The 23220-nt window shown below is 65.1% G+C and carries 21 protein-coding genes; 7 read left to right on the top strand and 14 right to left on the bottom strand.

Annotation, left to right across the window (positions count from 1 at the left end; translation table 11 throughout):
• Window positions 1-3: 3 nt before the first annotated feature.
• The 6 genes from RSPPHO_RS05070 to RSPPHO_RS17590 all read left to right on the top strand — a co-directional run bounded on the left by RSPPHO_RS05070 (window position 4) and on the right by RSPPHO_RS17590 (window position 5152).
• Window positions 4-363 (top strand): OmpA family protein, encoded by a 360-nt coding sequence (locus RSPPHO_RS05070; RefSeq protein ID WP_041794360.1) that lies wholly within the window; start codon window positions 4-6, stop codon window positions 361-363.
• A 72-nt stretch (window positions 364-435) separates the two neighbouring features.
• Entirely contained in the window at window positions 436-1614 is a 1179-nt protein-coding gene (locus tag RSPPHO_RS05075) for a flagellar motor protein MotA (RefSeq protein ID WP_041794363.1), read from the top strand.
• 12 nt (window positions 1615-1626) lie between these two features.
• The gene (locus tag RSPPHO_RS05080) at window positions 1627-2754 is read left to right on the top strand and encodes a peptidoglycan -binding protein (RefSeq protein WP_014414195.1); all 1128 of its coding nucleotides are present in this window, start codon (window positions 1627-1629) and stop codon (window positions 2752-2754) included.
• A 176-nt stretch (window positions 2755-2930) separates the two neighbouring features.
• The gene (gene rpmE, locus RSPPHO_RS05085; RefSeq protein WP_014414196.1) at window positions 2931-3149 is read left to right on the top strand and encodes a 50S ribosomal protein L31; all 219 of its coding nucleotides are present in this window, start codon (window positions 2931-2933) and stop codon (window positions 3147-3149) included.
• Between the two features lie 189 nt (window positions 3150-3338).
• A complete protein-coding gene (locus tag RSPPHO_RS05090; RefSeq protein WP_041794366.1) occupies window positions 3339-4034 on the top strand; it encodes a hypothetical protein in 696 nt (231 codons plus the stop codon).
• The gene (locus RSPPHO_RS17590; RefSeq protein WP_014414198.1) at window positions 4034-5152 is read left to right on the top strand and encodes an adenylate/guanylate cyclase domain-containing protein; all 1119 of its coding nucleotides are present in this window, start codon (window positions 4034-4036) and stop codon (window positions 5150-5152) included. Before RSPPHO_RS05090 ends, RSPPHO_RS17590 begins: the two co-directional genes overlap by 1 nt.
• A 48-nt stretch (window positions 5153-5200) precedes the next feature.
• On the opposite strand, the gene RSPPHO_RS05100 is transcribed toward RSPPHO_RS17590, so the two are convergent.
• Complete coding sequence (locus RSPPHO_RS05100) at window positions 5201-6019, bottom strand: ABC transporter permease (RefSeq protein WP_014414199.1); 819 nt, start codon at window positions 6017-6019, stop codon at window positions 5201-5203.
• Window positions 6020-6204: 185 nt separating this feature from the next.
• Between RSPPHO_RS05100 and RSPPHO_RS05105 the strand changes: the two genes are divergently transcribed.
• Complete coding sequence (locus tag RSPPHO_RS05105) at window positions 6205-6804, top strand: SH3 domain-containing protein (protein WP_081581656.1); 600 nt, start codon at window positions 6205-6207, stop codon at window positions 6802-6804.
• A gap of 32 nt (window positions 6805-6836) precedes the next feature.
• On the opposite strand, the gene irrA is transcribed toward RSPPHO_RS05105, so the two are convergent.
• The 13 genes from irrA to fliF all read right to left on the bottom strand — a co-directional run bounded on the left by irrA (window position 6837) and on the right by fliF (window position 22887).
• The gene (gene irrA, locus RSPPHO_RS05110; RefSeq protein WP_041794369.1) at window positions 6837-7259 is read right to left on the bottom strand and encodes an iron response transcriptional regulator IrrA; all 423 of its coding nucleotides are present in this window, start codon (window positions 7257-7259) and stop codon (window positions 6837-6839) included.
• A 125-nt stretch (window positions 7260-7384) separates the two neighbouring features.
• Window positions 7385-8782: an NAD(P)H-dependent flavin oxidoreductase gene (locus RSPPHO_RS05115; protein ID WP_041794372.1), complete on the bottom strand. Its 1398-nt coding sequence runs from the start codon at window positions 8780-8782 to the stop codon at window positions 7385-7387.
• 103 nt (window positions 8783-8885) lie between these two features.
• Window positions 8886-9683 (bottom strand): glycerophosphodiester phosphodiesterase family protein, encoded by a 798-nt coding sequence (locus RSPPHO_RS05120; protein ID WP_014414203.1) that lies wholly within the window; start codon window positions 9681-9683, stop codon window positions 8886-8888.
• A 5-nt stretch (window positions 9684-9688) separates the two neighbouring features.
• Window positions 9689-11821, bottom strand: a complete 2133-nt coding sequence (pnp, locus tag RSPPHO_RS05125; RefSeq protein WP_014414204.1) for a polyribonucleotide nucleotidyltransferase — start codon at window positions 11819-11821, stop codon at window positions 9689-9691.
• A 360-nt stretch (window positions 11822-12181) separates the two neighbouring features.
• Entirely contained in the window at window positions 12182-12451 is a 270-nt protein-coding gene (gene rpsO, locus RSPPHO_RS05130; protein ID WP_014414205.1) for a 30S ribosomal protein S15, read from the bottom strand.
• Between the two features lie 49 nt (window positions 12452-12500).
• A complete protein-coding gene (truB, locus tag RSPPHO_RS05135; RefSeq protein WP_014414206.1) occupies window positions 12501-13421 on the bottom strand; it encodes a tRNA pseudouridine(55) synthase TruB in 921 nt (306 codons plus the stop codon).
• Window positions 13418-13846, bottom strand: a complete 429-nt coding sequence (rbfA, locus tag RSPPHO_RS05140) for a 30S ribosome-binding factor RbfA (RefSeq protein WP_041794376.1) — start codon at window positions 13844-13846, stop codon at window positions 13418-13420. Before rbfA ends, truB begins: the two co-directional genes overlap by 4 nt.
• Window positions 13847-13940: 94 nt before the next feature.
• The gene (infB, locus tag RSPPHO_RS05145) at window positions 13941-16844 is read right to left on the bottom strand and encodes a translation initiation factor IF-2 (protein ID WP_041794379.1); all 2904 of its coding nucleotides are present in this window, start codon (window positions 16842-16844) and stop codon (window positions 13941-13943) included.
• A gap of 136 nt (window positions 16845-16980) precedes the next feature.
• Window positions 16981-17703, bottom strand: a complete 723-nt coding sequence (locus RSPPHO_RS05150) for an RNA-binding protein (protein WP_014414209.1) — start codon at window positions 17701-17703, stop codon at window positions 16981-16983.
• A 5-nt stretch (window positions 17704-17708) separates the two neighbouring features.
• Complete coding sequence (gene nusA, locus RSPPHO_RS05155; protein WP_014414210.1) at window positions 17709-19238, bottom strand: transcription termination factor NusA; 1530 nt, start codon at window positions 19236-19238, stop codon at window positions 17709-17711.
• Between the two features lie 32 nt (window positions 19239-19270).
• Complete coding sequence (gene rimP / locus RSPPHO_RS05160) at window positions 19271-19861, bottom strand: ribosome maturation factor RimP (RefSeq protein ID WP_157879095.1); 591 nt, start codon at window positions 19859-19861, stop codon at window positions 19271-19273.
• 316 nt (window positions 19862-20177) lie between these two features.
• Window positions 20178-21197, bottom strand: coding sequence for a flagellar motor switch protein FliG (fliG, locus tag RSPPHO_RS05165; protein WP_014414212.1), 1020 nt, complete (start codon window positions 21195-21197; stop codon window positions 20178-20180).
• Window positions 21198-21234: 37 nt separating this feature from the next.
• Window positions 21235-22887, bottom strand: coding sequence for a flagellar basal-body MS-ring/collar protein FliF (fliF, locus tag RSPPHO_RS05170; protein WP_041796638.1), 1653 nt, complete (start codon window positions 22885-22887; stop codon window positions 21235-21237).
• Window positions 22888-23220 lie beyond the last annotated feature (333 nt).

Raw genomic sequence — 23220 nt, forward strand, 5'->3', positions numbered from 1 at the left:
GGAATGGAGGGTCTCCTTGGCACGCCGGCGGTGGCGGCCGCCGCCCCGGCGCCTGCGGGGGTGGTCAGTCTGGGGTTTGCGGGCGCGGCCACCGACCTGCCCGCCAACGCAGCCCAGGTTCTTGACGCGGTGGCCCAGGCCGCCCTGGCCGATCCCAACCGACGCGTGACCGTGCTGGCCTATGCCCACGCCGAAGGCAGCGGCAGCGCCAACCGGGCCAAGCGACTGTCCCTGACCCGAGCCCTCACCGTGCGGGCTTATCTGCTCGACAAGGGCGTGCGCAGTCCTTCCATTGAGGTCAGGGCCCTTGGCGATCCGGGCAGCGGCGCCCGTGATCGGGTTGACCTCAGCGTCAGCCCCTGAGCGCCTCCCCTGCGCGCCCCCCTGCGCGCGCGCCTGTCGCCCCACGTTTTGCTCCGACCGCAAGAGGCCGCCATGACCCCGCCCCGCGTCTTTCTGATCCGCATGGGCCTGTTTTTGGGAGCCGTCACGGCCGTGGCGGCGGTGCTGGCCCCGACCATGGCCCATTTTTTTCTGGCCAACCCGGCCTTGAACGGCCTGATCCTCGGCGTGGGGCTGGTGGGGATCTTGCTCAACTTCCGCCACGTGATCAGCCTGGGCCCCGAAGTGCGCTGGATCGAGGCCTTCAGCCGAGGCCGCGCCGGAGTCTCATCGGAAGATGTCCCCCGCTTGCTCTCGCCCATGGCCACCATGCTGGCCGAGCACAAGGAGCGCGGCCGACAGCGAGCCTCGCTCTCGGCCATCGCCGCGCGGGCTTTGCTCGATAGCATCGCGGCACGACTCGACGAAAACCGCGAAACCGCCCGCTATTTTGTCGGCCTGTGTGTATTCCTGGGCCTGCTCGGCACCTTCTGGGGCCTGCTCGACACGGTGGCCGCCATTGCCCGGGTTATTGGGCAGCTCACGCTCAGTACAGGCGATATCACGGCCGTGTTCAGCGACCTCAAGGCTGGGCTGGAAGCCCCCCTTTCGGGCATGAGCACGGCCTTTTCCTCATCCTTGTTCGGTCTTTCCAGTTCGCTGGTCCTGGGCTTTCTCGACCTTCAGGCCGGCCAGGCGCAAAACTCGTTTTACAACGGCCTGGAAGACTGGTTGAGCAAGCAGACCCGCTTGGGCTCCGGCGGCGGGGTGAGCGACAGCGATGCCTCGGTGCCGGCCTACATCCAAGCGCTGCTGGAAAAAACCGCCGACAGCCTTGATGACCTGCAGCGCACCATCGCCCGCAGCGAGGAAAGCGCGCTCGCCACCAGCGCCCAAATCCGCGACATGGCCGAAACCATGGCGGTGCTCACCGACCAGATGCGCACCGAACAAGCCGTGCTGCTCAAACTCGCGGAAACCCAAGCCGATCTGCGCCCGGTCCTGACCATGCTGTCCGACTCCTTGAACCGGCAGAGCGCCCAGGCCAAGCCAACCCCCACGGCCGACGACCCCATCGCGGCGCACATCCGCAACGTCGATGCCGCCGTGACCTATATCGCCAACCAGACCGTGCAAGGACGCGAGGCCTTGCTCAAGGAATTGCGCGGCGAAATCCGCATGCTGGCCCGCACCATCGCCGGGGTCAGCCCCGCGCCCCGCAACGATCAGTAAGGGACAGCGCCCATGCCCGGCCTGTCTCGCAAACGCCAGCGCGATTTTGATATCTGGCCCGGTTTCGTTGACGTGCTGTCAACGCTGCTGATCATCACCATGTTCGCCCTGATGGTGTTCGTCCTGGCCCAGTTCTTTTTGGCCCAGGCCCTCACTGGGCGTGAGGCGGCGCTGGCGCGGCTCAACCAACAGCTCGCCGAAATGGCCGACATGCTGGCCCTAGAGCGCAGCTCCAACGAAGACCTGCGCCTGTCCCTGGCCCAGGTCTCCGGCCAGTTGCGCGAAGCCAACGCCCGGGTGGACGGCCTCCAGGCCCGCCTGCGCGATGCCGATGCCGCCACCTTTGAAAACGAGCAACTGCGCGACCGCTTGGCCAGCGTGGCTAAGCTGGAGCAAGACGTGGCCGCCCTGCGCGCCTTGCGCGACGAGTTGGAGGCCAAGATCCGCGCGCAAGGCGCCCAACTGGCCGAACGCGACGGCCAACTGGCCGAGGACCGCCGCCTCTCGGAAGAAGCCCGCGCCCAAGCCGCCCTGATCAACGCCCAAATGGAAGAACTGCGCAAACAGCTTGCCGCCTTGCAAGCGGCGCTCGACGCCAGCGAGGAGCGGGGCAAGACGCAAGAAGTCACCATCGCCGACCTGGGCAAAAAACTAAACGCCGCCCTGGCCGAGAAGGTGCAGGAGTTGCGCCGCTATCGCTCGGAGTTTTTTGGGCGGCTGCGCGAGGTGCTGGGTACGCGCGAGGATGTTCGCATTGTCGGTGATCGCTTTGTGTTCCAGTCCGAGGTCCTGTTTCCCAGCGGCTCCAATATCCTTCAGCCCCAGGGGCAAGAAACCCTAGCCCGGCTGGCCCAGACCTTGATGCAGATCGCCCGCACCATCCCTCCTGACATTGATTGGATTTTGCGCGTGGATGGCCACACCGACCGGCGGCCCATCAACACCGCCCAGTTTCAGTCGAACTGGGAACTGTCGGCGTCGCGGGCTATTTCGGTGGTGAATTTCCTGATCTCGCAAGGCGTGCCGCCGCACCGCTTGGCCGCCGCTGGCTTTGGTGAGTATCAACCCATTGATCCCGGAGCCGACGACGCGGCGCTGGCGCGCAACCGGCGGATCGAATTGAAACTCGACCAACGGTAGGGGAAACGAGACGGGAAGGCTGGGGAGGCGGGGCCTCCCCAGACCCCTCCGTTCCGGGAGACTGGGGCGAGGGGAGCGGAAAATCGACGTGACGGTAAACAGGTGCGCGCGGTTTTCCTTGCACCCTGTGGACAGCTTCTGTATAAGACCGGCTCTTTTCGCGGGAGAGCGAGGCGATGAAGAAGGATATCCACCCGGATTATCACGAAATCACCGTGCTGATGACCGATGGCAGCGAGTTCACGACCCGCTCGACCATGAAGGGCACGAGTTTGCGTCTGGACATCGATCCGAAGTCGCATCCGGCTTGGACCGGTGTGCACCGTCTGATCGACAGCGGAGGCCAGCTGGCGAAGTTCAACAAGAAGTTCGCGGGCTTCGGTCTCAAGAAGTAAGTCGGTTTTTATCGACACGCACAAAGCGGCACCTCAAACGAGGCGCCGCTTTTGTCGTTTTTGAGGCACGACGCCCCCTCATGGCGCTTTGGTTTGCGTTTCAGGCGGGAAGGACCTAAACCTGTCCCGTGGCCGCTCCCGTGGCCCTTCGTCCCCGGGCCCCGGGATCCTCTGCCAGAGACGCTCGCCATGCCCCCCGTCACCCACTACGAACTTTACGTCCTCAATCACAACGGGTGGACGCTCCAGCAGCGCTTCTCGAGTAGCGAACGCGAGGAGGCGCTGGAGGAAGCCAAGGAAACCGAGGCCCGTACCAACTTTGCCACCAAAGTGGTTCGCGAGGTCTATAACCCCGATGGAGGTGAATCCTCGGAAGTGGTCGTCTACCTCAGCCCCCGCATCAAAAGCGGTCGCCCCGTTGGCCCCATGGTCGGCGGCCCCGCCGTGGTCCGCAGCGGGTATGGCTTTGAGAACGACGACGCCGAAGAGTCGAGCGGCCCCACCGCCGTTGGCATCCGCACCGCGGACCTCCTGGGACGGGTGTTGCTGGTGCTGGTCGCCAGCCTGATCATCGCCGGCCTTAGCACCGCCCTCATCCCCTCCCTCCTCGACTTCCTGGCCACTGTGGGCCTGCCCCTGGGCCGGGGCCACCTGGGGCAGATTCTGTTCGGCCTGTTCCTGACCATCTTCTTGGTCTGCGCCGGCGTGCTGGGCCGACGCCTCATCCCCTTGGCCAGCCTGTTGCGGGAGACCGCCGCCGCGCCGGAGACCGACATGCCCYCCTCGCGCCTTCCGACGACCTCCCAGAACCCCGCCGCCACCAAGCCCCCCCCGGCCGCCGCCGTGCCCCCCACCCCCCGCCGCCGGCCGACCCCGTCGCGCTGATGGACGAGGCCCCTGCCCTGGATGCCGCCGAGGCCGAGCGGACCCGCAAGCGCAAAGAAAAGGAAGAGCGCGAGGAAGCCGAACGCCGGGCCAAAGCCAAAAAAGAAGAAGAAGAACAGCGCCGCAAGGAAAAGGAATCCGCCGACAAGGCCGCCCAAAAGAAGCTGGCCGAGGAAGGGCCGCCGCTCACCGCCGATCAGGAGCAGGCGCGGCGAATCGCTATGGCCTTCCTGGCCGGCGCCGTGGCCTCGCTGAAGGGCAGTCGGATCCAGATTGATACCTTCACCCGCTTCGGCATCAACTTGTACCTGACCGGCGCCGTGGGCCTGTCCGGAGAGCGCCTGGGTCTTTCTTCGCCCCAGGTGCGCCCGGTCTTGAGCGAGGCCCTGGAATTGATGGGCAACCGGCCCGCCCTGGTCAGTTTGTTCGTGGACAAAATCGACGAGTACCTCCTGGAGCCCCGTTACCTCCAGATGGCCCGCCACGGGCGCGACGCCATGGCCCACATGCTGGGGCAAAACGGCGATCCCTTTGCCGAACTGCCCGGGATCATGGCGGAGTGGACCACCCCCCAGACCCGTCCCTCGTCGTCGAGCACCGTGGCCATTGTCTTCACCGACATGGTGGGCTCCACCGACCATAACAGCCGCCTGGGCGATGCCGCGTCGCGCGGTCTCAACCGCATTCACAATACCCTGGTCCGCTCTGCCCTAGCCCGCTTTGACGGCCGGGAAGTCAAGAACACGGGGGATGGCATCATGGCCATTTTCCCGGTGGTCTCCCAGGCGGTGGAAGCCATGGTCGAGGTCCAACGCTCCGTCGCCAACCACAATGCCCAAACCCCCGGAAATCCCCTGCACATCCGCGTCGGCATCAATGCCGGCGAGCCCGTGGTTGAAGAGGGGGACTATTTCGGCCTGGCCGTCACCCTTGCCGCGCGGATCTGCAATCAGGCGGGACCGGACCAGATTCTGTGTTCCGGCGTTGTGCGCGACCTGAGCCAGGGCAAATCCCTGTATTTCCGCAATCGGGGCGACGTCACCTTGAAGGGCATCGTCGATCCCCAACGTATTTACGAAATTGCCTGGGCCGACGCGGCCGCCGCCGAACGCCCCTAATCCTCGCCACGCGGGGGCCTGGGGAGGCTTACCTCCCCAGCTTAGCCTTTATTCCCCCTGCCCCAACAGCAACCCCCGCCGGCGGGCAATGCGAAACATGGCCAGGAACAGCGCCAAGGCCAAAGAGAGATACAGCGCATTCAGGCCCGTGGCGGCCCAGAAATGGGCGCTGGGAAAGGCGCCCGTAAGCATGACCTCGCGCATCCCCTCGAACACATGGGCCGATGGCAGGGCCTGCGCCACCGCCTGGAGGGGGGCGGGCAGCACGGCAATGGGATAGTAGATCCCCGACACCGGCCAAAACGCAAACGTCAGAACCCAGGCCATGCTTTCGGCCCCCAGGCCAAAGCGAAGCACCACGGCACTGACCACCAAGCCGATCACCCAGCCCATGACCAGCAGGTTGGCAAAACAGGCGACAAACGCCAAGCCCATGTCGAAGATGTTAAACGCGTAAAACACGATGGCCAGAAGGCAGGCCGGCACAACCCCCACCAGGGTGCGGATCAGGCTCATCACCATCAAGGCGACCACCAGCTCCCCAGGCCGCAAAGGCGTGACGAACAGGTGCCCGAGATTGCGCGACCATAACTCCTCGAAAAACGATAAGGAAAATCCCAGGTTCCCGCGAAACAGCACATCCCACAGCAACACCCCGCCAAGAAGCAGGCCGCCGGCCTGGGCCAGCACGCTCGACTGATCCATCAGGTACTGGGTGAGAAACCCCCAGGTGACCATCTGAATAATGGGCCAATAGGCCATTTCCAACAGCCGGGGCACGGAGCCGCGCAGCAAGTACCAATGGCGCAGGACCACGGCGAAGATCCGGCGCAAGGGACTGCCGATCGAGATCATGGAAAAGGCCATGGGGATGCTCTCGCCAAAAGACTATAGGGAAGGCCGCCATCACGCGGCGCCCTCCAGACTACGGCGCGCCTTTTGCCGAGGCAATCCCACCCGAAACGCCAGCGGGCTTGACCTCCCCCCCCCTGGCCCGCTCTAATACCCCGAAGCGGGAACCGGTCCCGCTCGCCGCTCGAGATCACGAGGACATGCACCCGGCCCGTTCCCTTCTGCCTGCCTTGCTTGTCACCGTGGCGACCTCCTGGTTGCTCTCCACCGTCGGGGAAACACGGGAAGCGCCGGCTGTCGGTGTGCAAGGAAAAGCGCCCGCCGCCCCAACGGCGCCGGCCCAGGCTCTGGACGGCGAGGTGACACCGCGGGAGGCACCCAGTGGCCTGCCCTTGCCGCGCTTTGTCTCCTTACGCTCCGACGCGGTGAACATGCGCTCGGGCCCAGGAACCCGGTATCCCGTGGTCTGGATCTACCGATTGCGCGATCTGCCGGTCGAAGTGATTGCGGAGTATGATAACTGGCGAAAAATCCGGGATCAGGAAGGCACGGAAGGGTGGGTTCATCAAAATATGCTGGCCGGCCGCCGGTTCCTGGTCACCCTTGAAGGCATCCAGGTCTTGCGCACCGACCCAGCCCCGCACGCGCGGCCCCTGGCCCGGGTTGGGCCCGGCGTCATTGGCCGACTTCTGGCATGCCCAAGGAGCACGCCATTTTGCCGCGTTGAAGTCGCCGGGCACCTGGGATGGCTGCCGCGCGCGGGGATGTGGGGCGTCTACCGCGAGGAAGTTCTCGACTGATCCGCCGATCGTCTGGGGAAACCGCCGCCCGGTCAGGCGGCGGCGGCCAAGCGAATGATCAGATCAACCGACCGCACCGTGGCGCCATCGGGGATCTCCGGCAATCGAGCGATCGCGACGTCGGTTGCGGGAATGTCAACCAACACGCCCGTCTCCTCAAAGTAGAAGTGGTGATGACTGGTCGTGTTCGTATCAAAATACGACCGACCAGGGTCAACAACCACCTCTCGCAGGAGGCCACCCTCCGTAAACTGATGGAGGGTGTTGTAGACGGTGGCCAACGACACCGACACGTTACTCGCCATTGCCTCGTTATGGAGCGTTTCCGCTGTGACGTGGCGGGTCATCCCGCTTTCAAACATCAAGCGAGCGAGGGCGAGTCTTTGCCGGGTTGGCCGCAGACCCGCCGCGCGCAGCTTGTCGAGCAGCGGCCGGTAGGGTCGATAGTGGTTCATCTTACGGTCCCCCGTTGAAAAACACGGCTTCAACACAACAGTCGCGTGAAATGGGACCAAAGTCAAGAACCACTCTTACGGAGCCTCCATTTTATCCACAAAATCCGGTGCTTACGTACCTCGTTTCAATCGCCAGTAAGGATACGATCCACCAATTCCTTCATCGTCGGGATCCGTCCCTCGGCAAAAAACGGGTCGGTGGCGAAGCGATAGGCGTTGTGGCCGGCGAACATGAGGTTGTGCTCCACCGAGCCCCCGTGGGCGATGGCTTGCAGGGTCTTCTGAATGCAGAATGACCGGGGATCGGCACGCTTGCCCGTTGTTCCCTCCTCGTTCTGCGCCCAGTTAGAGAACCCGCAGCCCGACAGGCACCCCATGCAGCTGTTCTGATCGTCGCGAATCTCGCGCGATTTCTCCGGTGTGACAAAAACCAAGGTGTTGTCTGGAGTCCGCAAGGCCTCGCTCAATCCCTCGGCCATCCACGCCTGCGCCCGGGCCAGATCCTCGGCGCTCATGTATACCGGCCGTCCCCGGGGCCCCAGCGCCAAGGCCTCCGACTTGTCCCCCTCGGGGGCGCTGGCGTAGGCCACCTGATGCTCGGAGCGATGGACCAGATCCTCGATAAAGGCGTTGTGCACCGCAGAGCTATAAAAACCCGTCGGGCTAAACCGGTGCAACAAAACATCCCCCGGCTTCAACCCCAGCAGGCGCTCGCGCCACGCTTGGCTCACCGGGCTTTCCGCCGCCAGCAGCGGCCGCGTGCCAAACTGAAACGCCACCGGCCCCAGGTCAGGATTGCCGATGAAGTCCTGCCATTCCCGCAGATACCAAACACCGCCGGCCATAAAGATCGGCCGCTCCGGCGCTCCCAACTCGCGCATCGCGGCACGCAGTTCGGCAACCCGGGGCAACGGCGCTTGCGGCTGGGCCGGATCCTCGCTGTTGGACAGGCCATTGTGGCCCCCGGCCAGCCACGGATCCTCGTAGACCACGCCGCCCAGCCACTCGGCAAACTTGGAATACGAGCGCTTCCACAGCGCCTTGAAGGCCCGTGCCGATGACACGATTGGGTAGTAGTAAACCCCGTGCCGCGCCGCGATTTCCGCCACGCGATAGGGCATGCCTGCCCCACAGGTCACCCCATGGATGAGCCCCTTGGCGCCCTCCAGGGCCCCTTCCAGGACCGACTCGGCCCCGCCCATCTCCCAGAGCACGTTCATGTGCAACCGGCCCCGGCCTCCGGCCACGTCGTGGGCCTTGCGGGCCTGGGCGATGGCGCCTTGGATGCCAAAGGCGATCAACTCTTGCTGCCGGGCCCGCCGGGTGGTGCCTTTATACTCCTGGTGAACCAGGGCCCCGGTCTCGTCGTAAAAATCCGCGTTGACCCCGCTGATGGTTCCCACACCGCCGGCCGCCGCCCAGGCGCCCGAGCTGGCGCCGCTGCTGACCGAAATCCCCTTGCCTCCCTCGACTAGGGGCAGAACCTCCTTGCCCGATATCATGAGCGGATCAATGTTCTTCACCGGGGCCTTCCCTCCAGTTTGACTTTTTTTATCTCTGAACGACCCTGCAAACGGACAAAACCAACCGATTCCCTCAAGGGGACCCTCGGTCTGCACCCGTTTCCTAGGACCGTGGCGTCGCTCGTGTCGTCGCGTCCAGCAGCATCGCCGGACGGTCCGAGATAATGGCATCTGCCCCCTGGTCCCACAAGGCCAGGGCGCGGGCCGGTTCATTGACCGTCCACACAACGCGGGCCAAGCCCGCCTGTTCCAAAACCTGTAGGGTTTGTGGGGTGGCCAGGGCATCGTCTAGATGCACGGCACCGCAGCCCAGGCGCTGGGCCGTGGCGATCAGATCGGCCGCCGTCCAACCGTCGGCGCCGTCCGCCAGTAAAGCCCGGGGCACCTCGGGCGCATGGCGTTGCGCCGCCGCCAGGGCGTCGAGATCAAAGGAAGACACAAGAAAGCGCGGCACCGGCTGGATCGCCAGCGCCACCGCCAGGGCGGTCCGGGCCAGGGCAGCGCCGTCGGGCGGTGCCTTCAGTTCCAGGACCATGGCCAAGCCCAGGCCCGCCGCCGTGCGCAGAGCGGGCGCCAAAAAGGCCACGGGCTCCCCCGTGAACGCCGGACCAAACCATGATCCGGCATCCAAAGTCGCCACCTCGGCCGCCGTCGCCGCGGCCAAGGGACCCGATCCCGAGGTGGTGCGCTCCAAGGTCGCGTCGTGGAGCAACACAGGCACCCCATCGGCGGTCAGTTGGACGTCCACCTCGACCCAGGCCACCCCGTCGGCCGCGGCACGCCGCAGACCGGCCAGGGTGTTTTCCGGGGCCAGGGCCGCCGCCCCGCGATGCCCAATCACCCGCTCGCGAGCCGGGTGTCTGATCTCCCGCTCCTGCGGGGGCAGGGGAGGGGCGGCCATGATCCTCAGGCCTCGGGCGCCGGTTCGGTCGCCACCGCCGACAGATCCGCGCCGGTGACCTGATCCACCTGCTTCATCGACAGCTTGACCTTACCCCGGTCATCGAAGCCGATGCACTTGACCTTGACCTGATCGCCAACGTTGGTCACGTCGGTCACCTTGCGCACCCGCTCCGAAGACAGCTCCGAGATGTGAACCAAGCCATCGCGGGTGCCGAGGAAGTTAACGAACGCGCCAAAGTCCATGACCTTGACCACCTTGCCGATATAGATCGCGCCCATCTCGGGCTCGGCCACAATGCCACGGATCCAGTCCACGGCCCGCTGGGCCGCGTCGCCATCGGCCGAGGCAATCTTGATGGTGCCGTCGTCCTCGATGTCGATCTTGGTCCCGGTCGTTTCGGTGATCTCGCGAATGACCTTGCCGCCCGATCCGATGACCTCGCGCACCTTCTGCGGCGGGATCTTGATGGTCGTGATGCGCGGCGCGAAATCGGACAGGCCGTCGCGGGCATCCCCCAGGGCCTTGGCCATCTCGCCCAGGATATGGGTGCGGCCGTCGCGGGCCTGATCCAGAGCGATCGCCATGATCTCGCGGGTGATCGAGGTGATCTTGATGTCCATCTGTAGGCTGGTCACGCCCTGGGCGGTCCCGGCCACCTTGAAGTCCATGTCGCCCAGGTGATCCTCGTCGCCGAGGATGTCGGACAGCACGGCAAAGCGGTCTTCTTCCTTGATCAGCCCCATGGCGATGCCGGCCACCGGCGCCTTGAGCGGCACGCCGGCATCCATCAGGGCCAGCGAGGAACCGCACACCGTGGCCATCGACGACGAGCCGTTGGACTCGGTGATCTCCGAGACGATGCGCACGGTATAAGGGAATTCACTCTTCGGCGGCATCATCGGATGCAGTGCGCGCCACGCCAGCTTGCCATGCCCGATCTCGCGGCGACCGGGCGAGCCCAGCCGGCCCGTCTCGCCCACCGAGTAGGGCGGGAAGTTGTAGTGCAGCATAAAGTTTTCGCGGTATTCGCCTTCCAGGGCGTCGATGATCTGCTCGTCCTGGCCGGTGCCCAAGGTGGTGACCACCAGGGCCTGGGTCTCGCCGCGGGTGAACAGCGCCGAGCCGTGGGCCCGGGGCAGAACCCCAACAATCGCCTCGATCGGGCGGACCGTGCGGGTGTCGCGCCCATCAATGCGCCGACCGGTGTCGAGGATCGCGCCGCGCACGATCTCCTTCTCCAGGTCCTTAAACACGCCGGCGACCAGATCCTTGGCCGGATCCTCGGCCAGGGCGGCCACCACATGGTCCTTCACCGCACTCACGCGGTCGTGGCGGGCCATCTTGTCGGCCTCGGCGTAGGCGGCGCGCAGACCGGCCTCGGCCAGGGCCCGCACCTTGTCCTCAATCGCCACCAGAGCCGGGGAGGGGGGCTCGACCGCCCGGGGCTCGCGCGCGCACTGCTCGGCCAGCTCGATGATGGCGTTGATCACCGGCTGATAGCTCTCGTGGCCGAACATCACCGCGTCGAGCATCTGCTGCTCGGTCAGTTCCTTGGCCTCGGATTCCACCATCAGCACGCCTTCGCGCGTGCCCGCGACCACGAGGTCGAGGCACGAGCGGGTCTGTTGCTCGCGCGTCGGGTTCAGAACAAAAGCGCCGTCGATCATGCCCACCCGGGCCGCGCCAATCGGGCCCAGGAAGGGCAGGCCGGACAGGGTGAGCGCGGCCGAGGCGCCGATCATCGAGACGATATCGGGATCGTTCTCCAGGTCATGGCACAGCACGGTCGCCACCACCTGGGTTTCACACCGGTAGCCCTCGACGAACAGCGGCCGGATGGGCCGGTCGATCAGGCGCGAGACCAGGGTTTCGCGCTCGCTCGGGCGCCCCTCGCGCTTGAAGAAGCCGCCCGGGATCTTGCCGGCGGCAAAGGTCTTTTCCTGGTAGTTCACCGTCAGCGGGAAGAAGTCGAACGCCGACGCCTTGCGCGCCCCCACGGCGGTACACAGCACCGTGGTGTCTCCCAGACTGGCCATGACCGCCCCATCGGCCTGACGGGCGACTTTCCCCGTTTCCAGGACCAGCGTGCGACCGCCCCATTCGATTTCCTTGCGGAACACCTTGAACATGGACATGCGTCAGTTCTTCCTTTTGCGTTGCCAGCGCCGCCGGATTGCGCCTGCCGGTGTCGGATCCCGAGTGCCTTAAGTCACCGCCGTCGTGGCGGGGGATCCCTGTCGGCCGGGGGATCCCCTGGATCCCGCGTGGCCCCAGCACCGTAGTGCCTTCGTTATCTCGTGTTGTCCCCTCCGGGCGCCAGGTCACGGGTCCGGCCTTGGCCCTCGACCCGTCACCTCGCGCCCCGCGAGAGACCCTTTGATCGTCCTACCACACACAAGGATCGCGCGCCATGGCCCCTCCCAACGCGCAGTCCCCTTCAAGGACGAAAGCGCCGGCCTTTCCTCGCGGGAAAGATCCGGCGCCTCCTTGAGCCCTTACTTGCGCAAGCCAAGACGGGCGATCAGATCCTCGTAGCGCTTCGTGTCCTTACGCTTCAGGTAGTCCAGCAGCCGGCGGCGCTGCCCCACCATGATCAGAAGACCACGACGCGAGTGGTTGTCCTTCTTGTGGATCTTCAGGTGCTCGGTCAGAGCATTGATCCGATTGGACAAAATGGCGACCTGAACTTCAGGCGAGCCGGTGTCGCCTTCCTTGGTCGCGAAATCCTTGATCACCTCTTGCTTGCGCTCGGGCGTGATCGACATCGGGCAGTCTCCATATAACGACAGGCCCGATCCATCGTGGACCAGGACCCTAGGGATGAATCACACGGGCAGGACGAATTTCCACCCCCGCGACCCGCGCCAACGCCACCACCCGTCCATTAAACAAGGCCTGGACCGCATCGCCAGAAGCGAGACTGTCCAGAGACACCCTGCTTGCCAGGGACAAGAGGGACAGGGCCTGTCCTTGCGACAGGCGGCGGGCTTCCTCCTCGGTCAGAGGCACGGCCGGGATGTCGTCCAGCGCGGCCTCGATGGGAAGAAGGCGTCGAGCGGCCTCATCTTGCCCGAGAGCGGTCAAGACTTCCAGCGAAATCGCGGTTTCTTCGGTAAAAGGCCCGCAGGCCAACCGCCGCAACGCCTTTACATGGCCCACGGTACCAAGAGCCCGGGCCATGTCCCGCGCCAGGGCCCGCATATACGTTCCTTTCCCCGACACCACCCGAAACACCGCCTCGTCCGCCGACGGCTGGGACACCAGGGTCAGGGCATCAATCCGCACCTGCCGCTCGCTCAACGACACTGTTTCCTCGGCCCGGGCCAAGTCATAGGCGCGCCGCCCCGCAACCTTCACCGCCGAATAGGCCGGCGGCACCTGGGAAATCGTGCCCATGAAACGGGGCAGCACCGCCAAAATCGCCTCGGTCGTCGGGCGATGCGGGCTCGTCTCGGTCACCTGTCCCTCGCGGTCGTCGGTGTCGCGCTCCTCGCCCCAGGCGACGCCCACCTCGTAGACCTTGGCGCCGTCCATGACATACGACACCGTCTTGGTGGCTTCGCCAAACGCCAAAGGCAGCACGCCCGATGCCAGCGGGTCCAAGGTGCCCCCGTGTCCCACCTTGGCCGCCCCCAGCACCCGCCGAGCCAAGCTGACAACGTCGGCGCTCGTCACGCCCAGCGGCTTGTCCACCGCCAGCCAACCATGCACCGGCCGTCCCCGCCGCCGGCTCATTCCGGGAGCTCTCCCGGGGGATCCGTCGGGCGGGTGTCGTTGGCCCCCAGGTCGCGGCGCACTTCGGGCCGGTTCAGCAGTTGGGCAATGTGGCCGGCCTCGTCAAACGTGACGTCCACCTCAAAGCGCAGGTCGGGGACATACCGGGTCTGGAGCTTCGACGCTAGGCAATGGCGCAAAAACGGCCGAGCCCGGCGCAGCGCCACCAACACCTCGTCCATCACCCCGCCGCCCAGGCGCATGACAAAGACCGTGGCCGCGCGAAGATCCGGGCTGACCCGGACCTCACTCACCGTCACCGGCGTCTCGGCCAAAACCGGTTCGTGGATGTCGCCTCGCTCCAGCACTTCGGCCAAAGCGTGACGGATCTCCTCCCCCACGCGCAGTTGGCGCTGGGAGGGAGCCTTGCCGCTGTTTCGGGACATGGCGGGGACCTCTTCGACCGCGTTGTCACAGGGACAACGCCCTCTCAAAAAAACGGGGCCACCAGGGAGGGACACCCCCCGGTGGCCGCCAGTGTTACAGCGTCGCCGCGACTTGCTCGACTTCAATGCACTCGATCATGTCGCCGACCTGGATGTCGTTATAGTTCTCGAAGGACATGCCGCATTCGTAGCCTTCGCGAACTTCGCGGACATCGTCCTTGAACCGCTTGAGCTGCGACAAGGTGCCCTCGTGCACCACCACGTCGTCGCGCAACAGGCGAACCTTGGTGCCGCGCTTGACCACACCTTCCGTGACCATACAGCCCGCAACCCGGCCCACCTTGGTAATATTGAACACTTCGCGGATCTGAGCGTATCCGATGAAATGCTCCTTGTAGGTCGGATCCAGCATGCCCGACAGCAGGGCCTTCACCTCGTCCGCCACCGCGTAAATGATCGAGTGGTAACGGATTTTCACCCCATCGCGCCGCGCCATGTCGCGGGCCTGCGGGTTGGCGCGGACGTTGAAGCCCACGATCAAGCCATCGGAGGCCTTCGCCAAGGTCACGTCGGACTCGTTGATGCCGCCGACCGCTGCATGCAGCACCCGGATCTTGACATCGTTGTTGCCCAACTTCTCCAAGGTGCCAACCAGCGCTTCCACCGAGCCCTGCACGTCGGCCTTGATGACCACCGGCAGCTCCTTGGCCTCGCCGGCCTGGATACGCTCGAACATCTGCTCCATGGTCGAACGCGCGCCCTTGACCTGCTGGGCCTCGCGCTCCTTGCGGCGCCGGTATTCAGACACCTCGCGGGCGCGGTTTTCGTCCTCGACCACGATAAAGTCGTCACCCGCCGCCGGCGTCCCCTGGAAGCCCAGGACCTCGACCGGCATGGCCGGCGTCGCCTCGACCACCCGGGCCCCGCGATCGTCCACCAACGCCCGCACCCGGCCCCACTCGGCCCCGGCCACAAAGATGTCGCCGACCTTCAACGTGCCACGCGACACCAGGATCGTCGCCACCGAGCCCCGGCCCTTTTCGACCTTGGCTTCGATCACCACGCCCTGACAGGCCCGGCCGGGGTTGGCCTTGAGATCCAGAACCTCGGCCTGGAGCAAAATGGCCTCTTCCAGCTTCTCCAGGTTCAGGCGCTTCTTGGCCGACACCTCAACCGTCAGCACATCACCGCCCAGGTCTTCCACCACCAGCTCATGCTGGAGCAGATCCTGACGCACCTTGTCCGGGTTGGCATCGGGCAGATCGATCTTGTTGATCGCCACCACCACCGGAACCCCGGCAGCCCGCGCATGCCGGATGGCTTCCACCGTCTGCGGCATGATGCCGTCGTTGGCCGCCACCACCAGGACCACGATGTCGGTCACCCGAGCCCCACGGGCACGCATCGCCGTGAAGGCCGCGTGACCCGGGGTGTCAATGAACGTGATCCGCTGGCCCGACTCCCGGATGACCTGATACGCTCCAATGTGCTGGGTGATGCCACCGGCCTCGCCCGAAACCACGTTCGTCGAGCGCATGGCATCCAGCAAGGAGGTCTTGCCGTGGTCCACGTGCCCCATCACCGTCACCACCGGCGGGCGAGACACCAAGTCATCGTCCGTATCCGGGGTGGCGTCCACCAGACCCAGCTCGACGTCGGATTCAGAGACGCGACGCGCCTGATGCCCGAATTCGCTCACCACCAGTTCGGCGGTGTCGGCGTCGATGCTCTGATTGATGGTCGCCATCACGCCCATCTTCATCAGCGCCTTGATCACGTTCGCGCCGCGCTCGGCCATGCGGTTCGCCAACTCCTGCACCGTGATGGTGTCGGGAATGATGACGTCACGCACCACGCGCTCGGAGGGAAGATTCCCCTCAGCCTTGCGCTTTTCCTTCTGCTTCGCGCGGCGCAACGCCGCCACCGAGCGACCCCGCTCCGAGCGCTCTTCCCCGGTCAACGCCACCGAAATGGTCAGCTTGCCGCGGCGCTTCTGCTCACCCCGCTTGACGGGGGGCGCCTTGGGGGCAGCCACGCCACTGCGAGCGGCCTTCTTGCGCCCTTCCTCATCCTCGTCGTCGCGCCGGCCCACCGTGCGCGGATTTTCCGACAACGGCGGCGGCACCACGGCGCGCGCGCCATCGGGCACCGGAGTCGCCGCCGGGCGCGGTCCCGGGCGATCACCGCCCACCGGACGCGGCCCCGGACGGTCGCCGCCCATCGGACGCGGCCCCGGACGGTCGCCGCCCATCGGACGCGGCCCCGGACGGTCACCGGCCGTCGGACGCGGCCCCTGACGGTCGCCGCCCGTCGGGCGCGGCCCCTGACGGTCACCGCCCGTCGGACGCGGCCCCTGGCGGTCGCCGCCCATCGGGCGCGGCCCCTGACGCTCGCCATCCCCCGGACGCGGCCCCACCGGGCGCGGCCCCGGGCGCTCACCCATCCCCCGGACGCGGCCCCACCGGACGCGGTCCAGGGACGCTCGCCCTCCACCGGGCGCGGCCCTTCTTGGGGACGGGCCTTGGCGGCAGCCGTCTTCCTCAGCCTTGCGCTTGGCCTCTTCCTCGGCGCGACGCTTGGCCTCCTCTTCCTCGGCCTTGCGACGAGCTTCGTCCTCAATAGCCTTGCGCTTGGCTTCTTCCTCGGCCTCGCGGGCCCGACGTGCGGCTTCCTCGGCCTCGCGCACCCGGCGCGCAGCGTCCTCGGCCGCCGCGCGCGCCGCTTCGTCCAGCGCGCGCCGACGTCCTTCCAGCTCGGTCGCCGTCAGGCCGTTATCCTGCGTCGCCGCGCCGCGGCTCGCATTCTGGATGGCCGCGGGATCGCCACCAGCGGCCGTCAGGGGACGCTTTTTGCTCTTGCGCACCTCGACCTGCACCACCTTGGAGCGTCCATGGGAGAAGCTTTGCCGCACCTGGCCGGTTTCAACACTCTTCCTCAACTCAAGCTTCCCTTTGGAGGACAGCGACAGGGGGGCTTTGCGGTCCTTGTCGTTCGTCATGCGGCTTTGCCCTGCTTCCAACCATCCGGACCCCTCGGCCCGCCCGGGGGACACGGCCCCCGATTTCACCTCGTCCCGGCGCCTAGTGCGTCGGGGATCATGAACCTCGCGGCAAAACGCCCCACAGCAGGGGGTGTCATGCCCGGACGGCCTTACGCCGCCCCTTGCCGCCGGGATCCGGGACCTCGGCGTCCATGCTGCCCCGGCGCCCACGCAGGCGACCCAGGCGAAGAAGATCAACGTCGAGCCGGCGGGCCAAGCCCCCCGGCGCCATCGCCGCGTGCACCGCCTCGGTGCGGGCAAAGGCCCGTCCCAAGGTCGCACGATCAAGAGCCTGATGCCGGGACCCTTGCGCTAAAAACGCCAGCTTGGACCGGCCATCCTCGGCCCCGTCCCAGGCTTCCAGCAACAAGGCGTCGGCTTGGGTACGGATCATGGCCTTGACCTTTTCAAAACCACAAACCGCCTGACCCGCCTTGCGAGCCAGCCCGATCAAGCCAACACAGCGTTCCTGCAACAGATGATCTACCTGGACGGCCAGATCGTCGGGAACCGTCACCGACCGGCGCGCGGCCCGGGCAAAGGCGCCCTTGGCCAACGCTGTTTCTATCACATCGCGCCCGGGGCTCAACCAGAATCCCCTTCCAGGCAAGCGGGCGTCAAGATCGGGCACCACCCCCCCCTCAGGGGACACCACAAAGCGGAGCATCAGCTCCCGAGGGCGGACGGCACGCGTGACGATGCAGCGTCGCGTCGGTCCATCCGGCTCGCGTTCGTCCTCCAGGGAAAGGTCCATCCGATCGCCGGAGGGGGTTTCCCCCTCCTGATCGGGGGGACCTGCCTGCGGGGTTTCATTCATCCGGCTTAGGCCTCCTTTGCCTCGCTGGCCTCGTCGTCGAACCAGTGGGCCCTGGCCGCCATGATGATGGCGTTGGCCCCCGCCTCATCCAGGGTATCGTTCCCCAGAATCTCGCGCAGTTCGTCGGTGGCCAGATCCGCTAGGTCATCTAGGGTTTTGATGCCCTTTTCGCCCAGCGCCACCAGCATGGTTCCACTGAGACCCTCCAGAGCCGCCACGGCATCTTCGACCCCAAGGTCGCGCCGGCGGGCCTGATTGCGGGCCTCCCGTTCCGTCACGAAGCCGCGTGCGCGCTCTTGCAGCTCGACCGCCACGTCTTCGTCAAATCCTTCAATCGCCGCCAACTCGGTCGGATCAATGAAGGCCACGTCCTCCACGATGCTGAACCCTTCGGTCACCAGCAGATGGGCGATCACATCGTCCACGTCGAGCGCCTCGATAAAGGCCTTCGACCGCGAATGGAACTCTTCTTGCCGTCGCTCGCTTTCCTCGGCCTCGGTCAGGATATCGATATCCCACCCGGTGAGCTTGGAGGCCAAACGCACATTCTGACCACGACGGCCAATCGCCAAGGATAACTGCTCGTCGGGAACCACCACCTCGATGCGGTTGGCTTCCTCGTCCAGAACCACCTTGGCCACCTCGGCCGGCGCCAAGGCGTTGACCACGAAGGTCGCGGGATCCGACGACCACTGGATAATGTCGATCTTTTCGCCTTGCAACTCGGCCACCACGGCCTGGACGCGCGAGCCGCGCATACCAACACACGCGCCGACCGGATCAATGGCATGATCGTTGGACAACACCGCGATCTTGGCGCGGGACCCAGGATCGCGGGCCACCGCTTTGATCTCGATGATGCCATCATAGATCTCCGGGACCTCTTGCGCAAACAACTTGGCCATGAATTGTTCATGGGTGCGCGAGAGAAAAATCTGCGGGCCGCGCGGCTCCTGGCGCACATCGGCGATGTAGGCCCGGATGCGATCCCCCACCTTGAAGGGCTCGCGGGGTATCACCTCGTCGCGACGCAGCAAAGCCTCGGCCCGGCCGAGATCCACAATGATATTGCCAAATTCAACCCGCTTGACCAGACCGTTGACGATCTCGCCCAGGCGGTCCTTGTACTCCGAATACTGCCGCTCGCGCTCGGCATCGCGCACCTTTTGCACGATCACCTGCTTGGCCGTTTGGGCGGCGATGCGTCCGAAGTCGATGGGCGGCAAGGGATCGATCAAAAAATCCCCCACCTGGGCGTCGCTTTTTTTTCGCCGGGCCTGAGCCAAGGTCACCTGAGTAAACTCGTTCTCAACCTCTTCCACCACCTCAAGGTAGCGGGCCAGCTTGATCTCGCCGGTCTTTCGGTCGATGCGGGCGCGAATGTCATGCTCGTGACCGTACTTGGAGCGGCCGGCCTTCTGAATGGCCTGCTCCATGGCGTCGAACACCTCCTCGCGCTCAATGTTCTTGTCCCGGGCCACCGTGTCGGCGACCTGGATCAGCTCGGGGCGGCTCATGCCAACGGTTCGTTCCATCGCTCTCGTCTTTCTGCTTATCGTCCGACCGCCTAGCGGCCAGGCTCCTCGACGGCCTCGTCCGCGACGGCGTCATCCTCCTCGGGGAGGGTCTCTGCCTCGGCCCGCCGCGCCGCCTCGCGCAGCGATTCCGCGATCAGGGCGTCGGTCAACAGCAAACGCGCCTTGGTAATCGCCCCAAACGGAATGGCCAGAACGTCCGATCCCGGCTGACCGTCCGCAAGGCGGGACGGCTCGGCCAGTTGAACCTTTACCGTCCGGTCGTTGTCGATCCCCAGCAAGACCCCTTTGATCCGCTTGTAGCCGTCCACAAGACGATCCGTCTCAATGCGGACATCTCGCCCGGCAAACCGCGCAAAATCCTTGGGGCGGGTCAGGGGGCGGTCGATCCCCGGCGAGCTGACTTCCAGCATGTAGGCGCCCGCAATGGGATCCTCCACGTCCAGAACCGCCGACAGCGCCCGCGACAAGGCCTCGCAATCCGACACCGTCATCGGGGTTTCGTCCAGACGCTCGGCCATCACCTGCAAGGTCGGCCGGCCACTGCCCAACAGCGATACCCGGACCAAATCATAGCCCAAAGCCTCGGCGGTGGGGGCCAGCAGCTTATTCAGATGCCCCATCACGATCGTCGTGTCTCCCTAGTGGATCGGTCCGACCTGTTCGTCCACGGGACCGCCTAAAACAAAAAAGGTGGGCCACCGGCCCACCCCCTGCCAGCCTGCCGGCCGTGTCAAGAAGATGTCACGCTTTTTATAGAGCACTTTTCCCCAGGGCTCAAGGAGTTCTTTCCCCCGGGACTGGGCGTCGGGAAAGCGGAAAAAGAAAGGCTGGGGAGGCGGGGGCCGAGCGGGCGGTCGAAGCGCCGATCAAACAAAAACTTGGCAATCTCGGCCATGGGCTTCCCACTTCGTCCCGCAAGGATCCCCGTTCAGGCGATCAGTAGACCAGTTCGTCCTCGTCCTTGCCCTCGGAGATCACGATCTGTCCGTTGGCGGCCAGATCCTTGGCCAAGGTCACAATGGAGTTCTGGGCTTCGTCCACCTCGCGCAGGCGCACGGGGCCCATGGCATCCATATCCTCGCGCAGCATTTTGCCGGCGCGCTCCGACATGTTGGCAAAAAACATGTCTTTGATCGCCGTTGAGGAGCCCTTGAGGGCGAGCCCCAGCTTGTCCTTTTCGACGTGGCGCAGCAAGGTCTGCACGCCTTGGGCATCGAGACGGCCCAGATCCTCGAAGGTGAACATGAGCTTCTTGATCTTTTCGGCGGACTCGCGGCTGCGCTCCTCCAAGGAGGTGAGGAAGCGGCTTTCGGTATTGCGGTCGAGGTTGTTGAAGATCTCGGCCATCATCTCGTGGGCGTCGCGCTTGGCGGTGCGCGCCAGGTTGGACATGAACTCGGTACGCAGGGTCTTCTCCACGCCTTCCAGGACTTCTTTTTGGATCGCCTCCATGTGCAGCATGCGCATGATGACTTCCATCGCGAAGTTTTCCGGCAGCAAGGTCAACACCCGGCTCGCGTGGTCGGGCTTGATCTTGGAGAGGACCACGGCCACCGTCTGCGGATATTCGTTCTTGAGATAATTGGCCAGCACCTGCTCGTTCACATTGCCCAGCTTGTCCCACATGGTGCGGCCTGCCGGACCGCGGATCTCTTCCATGATCTGGGCCACGCGATCCTTGGGCAAGGAGCGCATGAGCAGTCGTTCGGTGGTGTCGAAGGAGCCGACCAGGGACCCCGTGTTGGAGATGGCATCGGCGAAGTCGATGAACAGGCGTTCCACCACCGAGGCGCCGATGGTGCCCAAGGTGGCCATGATCTGTGACAACTCGCGGATTTCCTCGTCGTCCATCATGGCGAACAGCTTGGCGGAATGATCCTCGCCCAGCGAGAGCATCATGATGGCGGCTTTCTGCGGGCCGGTCAGACTGCGATAATCTTCCTTGATGCGCGACACGGCTTGGATCTCCTGTCAAACAGCGGCCCCGGAGGCGTCACGTTTCCTGATACAGCCAGTTGCGAATAATCGACAGGGCTTCCTCAGGGTGCTTATCGACAATTTCGCCGATCTTGCGCAAGGAGGAGGCCTTGACGCGGCCTTCGACCTTGTCGATGTCGATCAACTCCTCGGCGTCCTCCAACTCGTCGGGCGCGCCCAACATGGATCCGGGCAAGGGCATACCGCCCGGTCCCGTGAGCTGGGGCGCCCCTTGCATCTCGGCGGTCAACAACCCGACGCCGGCCTGATCGGCCCCCGAGGGCAGGTTCTCGAAGGCCCGCTGAACCAAGGGCCGCACCACCAGCAAGATCACAAGGATCGCCACCACGGCCACGCCCAGGCCCTCGGCGATCTTCATGATCTCGGGCTTGGTGAAGCCCAGGAACATCCATTCCTCGCCGCCCGCCAGCATGTCGGACAGATCGACGAACTGCATGTTGACCACTTCCAACTGGTCGCCGCGCCCCTGGTCATAGCCCATGGCCGAGCGCACCAGCGCCGTGATCTTCTGCATTTCCTCCTGGGTGCGGGGCTGCCAAGAGACCGTGCCGTCCGCAGCCTTGCTGGGGATCCCATCCACCATCACCGCCACCGAGAGGCGGCGGACCTTGCCCGCTTCCTTGATCTCGTTGGTCGTGACCTTGGTAATCTCGTAATTGATCGTCTCTTCCGTGCGACGTTCCGTGGTGCGCGAAACGGGGGCGTTGCTCTGCTGGAACTGACCATCGGGCAGGTTCTGTTGCACCGACACGTTGTCCACCGTGTCGGAGGTGTTGTTGTCTTCTTCGATGTTGGTCGCCGAGCGCACCACTTGGCCTTCGGGATCGTAGGTCTCCTTGTTGGTGACCATCCGGTTGAAGTCCATTTCGGCCGACACCTCGGCGCGGACCTTGCCCGGCCCCACGGAACGCTCGATCAGTTGCTCGATGGCCTGGGCGAGACGGCGCTCCTCAGCCTTGCGCATTTCGTCTTGGGTGTGGGCCAACATCAGGCCCTCGTCCTCACCGCCGCGGGTGAGCAAGGTGCCGCGCTCGTCGATGATCGACACCTGCGCCGTCTTCATGGAAGGCACCGAGCCCGCCACCAAATTCTGAATGGCCGTCACCTGATTGGGCTGCAAGCGCCCGCCGCGCATATGCACAATCACCGAGGCGCTGGGCTGCACCTCCTCGCGGGTGAAGGGCTCCCGTTTGGGCAGGACCAGATGGACCCGCGCCGCCTCAATGCCATCGATGGAGCGAATGGTGCGGGCCAACTCGCCTTCCAGCGCCCGCACCAGATTGATGTTCTGGGTGAACTGGGTCGAGCCCAGAGCGCTGGCGCTGTCGAACAATTCGTAGCCCACGGTGGCCCCGGTGGGCAGGGCCAGCTCGGCCATTTGCACGCGTAGCTTGAGCACCTGATCGGTCGGCACCAAAATCGACTTGCCGCCATCCCCCATCTGGTAGGGAATGTTACGCTCTTCCAACTGGGAAATGATGGCCTTCGCGTCACCGGGCGGCAGGTCGCCGTAGAGCAAATCCATCTGGGTCGAGGACATGCGCGAGGCGAAGTAGATGATGAACCCGATCAGGGCAAGCCCCACCCCCGCCAGCGCCGCGAGACGGACAGGCCCCAGACTGCGCAAGGTCTGAACGAAGTTGTTCACGATGCCCACCCACCCCTAATTGGTCGGCCGCCGGGGGTGCCCAGCACCCTGGCCCCCGAGACGACATATATCGCTCGTCATATCCCGCCAAAGATTGCCGACTCACGCAAGAGCCTTCTCGTACCGTAGGACCCGTGCAGTGAAGAGAGTCTTAATCTGGGCAACTTCTGCCCGGTTCCCGGGCCGTGCTTGCCGCTTGCCTCTCTGCGCTTCTCGCCAAAATGAATGTTTCTCTTGAGGGCATTTCGCCCCTGGCGCAACCCAATTCTCCCTGACACGCCCAAGAGGAGAAAGCCGGGAACAGTTCACCTATTACCCGCGACTCGATACTCC

The sequence above is a fragment of the Pararhodospirillum photometricum DSM 122 genome (assembly GCF_000284415.1).
GTDB classification, from domain to species: domain Bacteria; phylum Pseudomonadota; class Alphaproteobacteria; order Rhodospirillales; family Rhodospirillaceae; genus Pararhodospirillum; species Pararhodospirillum photometricum.